General features: G+C 72.1%; 5 protein-coding genes. 1 reads left to right on the top strand and 4 read right to left on the bottom strand.

Features of this window, described 5'->3' with window-relative positions; genetic code table 11:
- From N798_RS16400 to rimP, 4 genes are all read right to left on the bottom strand, one after another.
- A partial coding sequence (locus N798_RS16400) for a hypothetical protein (RefSeq protein ID WP_035950760.1) occupies nt 1-229 on the bottom strand: 229 nt, incomplete at its 3' end.
- Nucleotides 230-407: 178 nt separating this feature from the next.
- On the bottom strand, nt 408-659 hold the full coding sequence (locus N798_RS17950) for a YlxR family protein (protein ID WP_229708761.1): 252 nt from the start codon (nt 657-659) through the stop codon (nt 408-410).
- A gap of 119 nt (nt 660-778) precedes the next feature.
- Complete coding sequence (gene nusA, locus N798_RS16395; protein ID WP_035950757.1) at nt 779-2,056, bottom strand: transcription termination factor NusA; 1,278 nt, start codon at nt 2,054-2,056, stop codon at nt 779-781.
- A gap of 3 nt (nt 2,057-2,059) precedes the next feature.
- Nucleotides 2,060-2,635, bottom strand: a complete 576-nt coding sequence (gene rimP / locus N798_RS16390) for a ribosome maturation factor RimP (RefSeq protein ID WP_035950754.1) — start codon at nt 2,633-2,635, stop codon at nt 2,060-2,062.
- A gap of 103 nt (nt 2,636-2,738) precedes the next feature.
- Here rimP and N798_RS16385 point away from each other — a divergent pair.
- The coding region (locus N798_RS16385; RefSeq protein ID WP_198030770.1) for a hypothetical protein at nt 2,739-3,269 on the top strand (531 nt) is incomplete at its 3' end.

Here is a 3,269-nt window from a genome sequence, read left to right as displayed (position 1 = left end):
CGGGCGCAGCGGGAGCCTTGGGACCCGGCGTCGCTGCGGGTGCGGCAGCAGCGGGCTTGGCGGCGGCCTTCTTGGCCGCCGGCTTGGCGGGAGCCTCGGCAGGAGCCGCCTTCTCGACGGGGAACTTCTCCTGGTACCGGCGGACGACCGGTGCCTCGATGGTCGAGGACGCCGACTTGACGTACTCGCCCATGTCGTTGAGGCGCTCGAGGAGGACCTTGCTGGTCACTCCGACTTCCTTGGCGAGTGCGCTGACTCGGACCTTTGCCACGTTTCTCCTTCATCTGGTCCGTGTGACCTGACGAAGCAGCAGGCACGGACCACTAGTGCTGGGGGGAGCTCATTTCTGAGAACTCATCGGATGCTCATCGGGTGCTCATCAGCGTCAAACCACTCTCTGTTCAGAGCTACGGTTGGTTCCCTGAGGACGGACGGTTCTGCTCGTGGGTGGCGATCTCCTCCGCCACGGCGGTGGTGTCCAGAGGCACGCTGACTCGCAGCGCACGCCCGAACGCCCGTCGTCGGACGGCGAGGTCGAAACATTCTCCGGTGGGATGCAGCCAGGCGCCGCGCCCCGGGAGACACCGTCGAAGGTCGGGAACGAGGTCCCCGTGGCCTCCGACGACCACTCGCAGGAGTGCCGACCGGCTATCCGACATCCGGCACCCCACGCAGGTGCGCACCGGTCCCGTCACTGCTGACGTATGCCGTGTGCCCGCCTTCGCGTGCGGCGCCCGAGTCCGGAGTCCAGCCCGGTCGGTCCCGTCCATGGTAGCGCCTAGTGGGGGTCGGGAGTGTCACCGGACGCCGCCGACGGGCCCGAGGACCCCTCGCGCGGGGCACCCGAACCCGGGTTGTCCGAGCGGATGTCGATGCGCCAGCCGGTGAGCTTGGCGGCGAGCCGGGCGTTCTGGCCCTCGCGGCCGATGGCGAGCGAGAGCTGGTAGTCGGGAACGACGACACGGGCCGCCCGCAGGGTGCGGTCGACGATCTCGACGGACTGCACGCGCGAGGGGCTGAGCGCAGCGGCGATGAAGGTCGCCGGGTCCTCGCTGTAGTCGACGATGTCGATCTTCTCGCCGTGCAGCTCGGCCATGACGGCCCGCACGCGGGCACCCATGGGACCGATGCAGGCGCCCTTGGCGTTGAGGCCGGCGACCTTGGTGTGGACGGCGATCTTCGTGCGGTGACCGGCCTCACGGGCCAGTGCGGCGATCTCGACGCTGCCGTCGGCGATCTCGGGGACCTCGAGGGCGAAGAGCTTGCGCACGAGGTTGGGGTGCGTGCGGGAGAGGCCGATCTGCGGGCCGCGCATGCCGCGCTTGACGCTGACGACGTAGGTCCGCAGCCGCTGCCCGTGGACGTACTTCTCGCCCGGGACCTGCTCGGCGAGCGGGAGGATCCCCTCGACGGTGCCGAAGTCGACGGTGACATGCCGCGGGTCGGGGCTCTGCTGGATGATCCCCGCGACGATGTCGCCCTCGCGGCCCTTGAAGTCGCCCATGATCGCGTCGTCCTCGATGTCGCGAAGGCGCTGGACGATGACCTGGCGGGCGGTCGCGGCGGCGACGCGACCGAAGTCACGCGGGGTGTCGTCGAACTCGGGGCCGTACTCGCGGCGGGTGCGCGGGCGGGCGGGCTCGGCCGGCTCGGCCGGCTCGGTCGTGGCGTCGTCGCCCTCCGCGTCGTCGTCACCCGCGTCGGCACTGCTTGCGTCCGCACTTCCGGGGGCCCCAGCCCCCACAGTTGCGGACGTTGCGTCAGCCGCCGGGCTTGCGTCCGCAGATGTGGGGCTTCCGGCCCCCACAGTTGCGGACGCAGCCGTGTCGGCGGCCAGCTCGGGGGCCTCGTCCTCGACGGGGACCTCGAACTCCTCGCGAGCCCAGATCGTCACGTGGCCGGTCTTGCGGTCGAGCTCGGCCCGGGCGTTGCGGTAGGCGCCCTCGGTGCGGTGGTAGGCGAGCAGGAGCGCCTGCTCGATGGCGGGGATGAGGACGTCGAGCGAGATGTCGCGCTCGCGCTCGACACCCCGCAGGACGGCGAGGTCGATGTCCATGGGTCAGCTCTCCTTGTGGCCCGACGCGTCGGCGTCGGAGTCGTCGGTGGGGCCGGCCGGGGCCGGGGTGGTGTCGTCCTTGCGCGAGAACTCGACCTGCACCTCGGCACGGTCGAGGACGGCATACGGGAAGGTCTCGTCGCGACCGGGCGTCTTCTTGACGGCCGGGATCGCGAGGGTGAGGTCGTCGGCGCCGGCCCGGGTGATGCGGCCGGTCACGGGCGCGCCGTCGCGCACGGCGAGGGTGACGAGCCGTCCGACGTTGCGCTGGAAGTGGCGGGGCGCGGTGAGCGGTCGGGAGACGCCGGGCGAGGTGACCTCCAGGGTGTAGGGCTGCTCCCCGAGCACGTCGGAGTCGTCGAGGACCTCGCTCACGGTGCGGGTCGTCTCGGCGATCTCGTCGAGCGAGAGGGAGTCCACGGTGTCGGTGACGTCGCCAGTGGTGTCGAGCGCGCGGTCGACGACGACCCTGACGACGCGGCGGCGGCCTGCGGGGGTGATGCTGACCTCTTCGAGGACGACTCCCGATCCGTCCAACGCACCTGCGAGCAGCTCCTGCACTGCGGTGTCCCGGGTCATCGATCTCCCTCTCTGTAGTTCTCGGTCCGCGTCCTGCACCTTGCGGAGACGCCCACTCTAGCCGGGCGCGGAGGTGGCCTTCCACGCGTGCGAGGATGCCGACATGCGTGACGCCACCCCGTCGGCCCCGGGTCCGACCCGGCGCCTCGTCACCGCGGGGGCACTGGGTGCGGTCGTGGCGGCTCTCGCCGGCTGCGGCATCCGTCTCGAGGACGACGCCCCGCGGGTGCCGCTCGTCCCGACCCGCGAGCCGATCGACGCCGAGAAGGCCCTCCTGCGCCTGCACGCCGCCGTCGTCGCCGCCTCGACCGCGTCGTTCGTCGCGACCGACCCGCTCGCGCCACTGCTGCCGCAGCTGCACGCCAGGCAGGCGACCGTGCTCCACGACGCCCTGCGCCAGCGTGGCGTCCCCGAGAGCGAGCTGGCGACGCCGTCCGCCACCCCGTCCACCTCTGGCACTGCGTCGGCGACGTCCTCTCCCGGCGGTTCGCCCGCGTCGGCGACCCCCACCTCGACGGCCCCGGCCGTGGTGCGACGGCCGGTCGCCGAGGTCGAGGGCGAGGTCGTGGCGGCGGGCAGCGGGCTCGAGGGTGCCGAGGCCGAGCTGCGGCCGACCCTCGTCGCCGTCCTCGGT

It is taken from the genome of Knoellia flava TL1, from assembly GCF_000768675.1.
Classification (GTDB): domain Bacteria; phylum Actinomycetota; class Actinomycetes; order Actinomycetales; family Dermatophilaceae; genus Knoellia; species Knoellia flava.
The sequence above is the reverse complement of the archived record's forward strand: the minus strand, read 5'-3'. Positions and strand labels throughout refer to the sequence as shown.

Excerpts from the sequence above, each read along its gene's own strand:
- N798_RS17950 (WP_229708761.1), bottom strand. The coding sequence starts at position 659 with ATGTCGGATAGCCGGTCGGCACTCCTGCGAGTGGTCGTCGGAGGCCAC.
- nusA (WP_035950757.1), bottom strand. The coding sequence starts at position 2,056 with ATGGACATCGACCTCGCCGTCCTGCGGGGTGTCGAGCGCGAGCGCGAC.
- rimP (WP_035950754.1), bottom strand. The coding sequence starts at position 2,635 with ATGACCCGGGACACCGCAGTGCAGGAGCTGCTCGCAGGTGCGTTGGAC.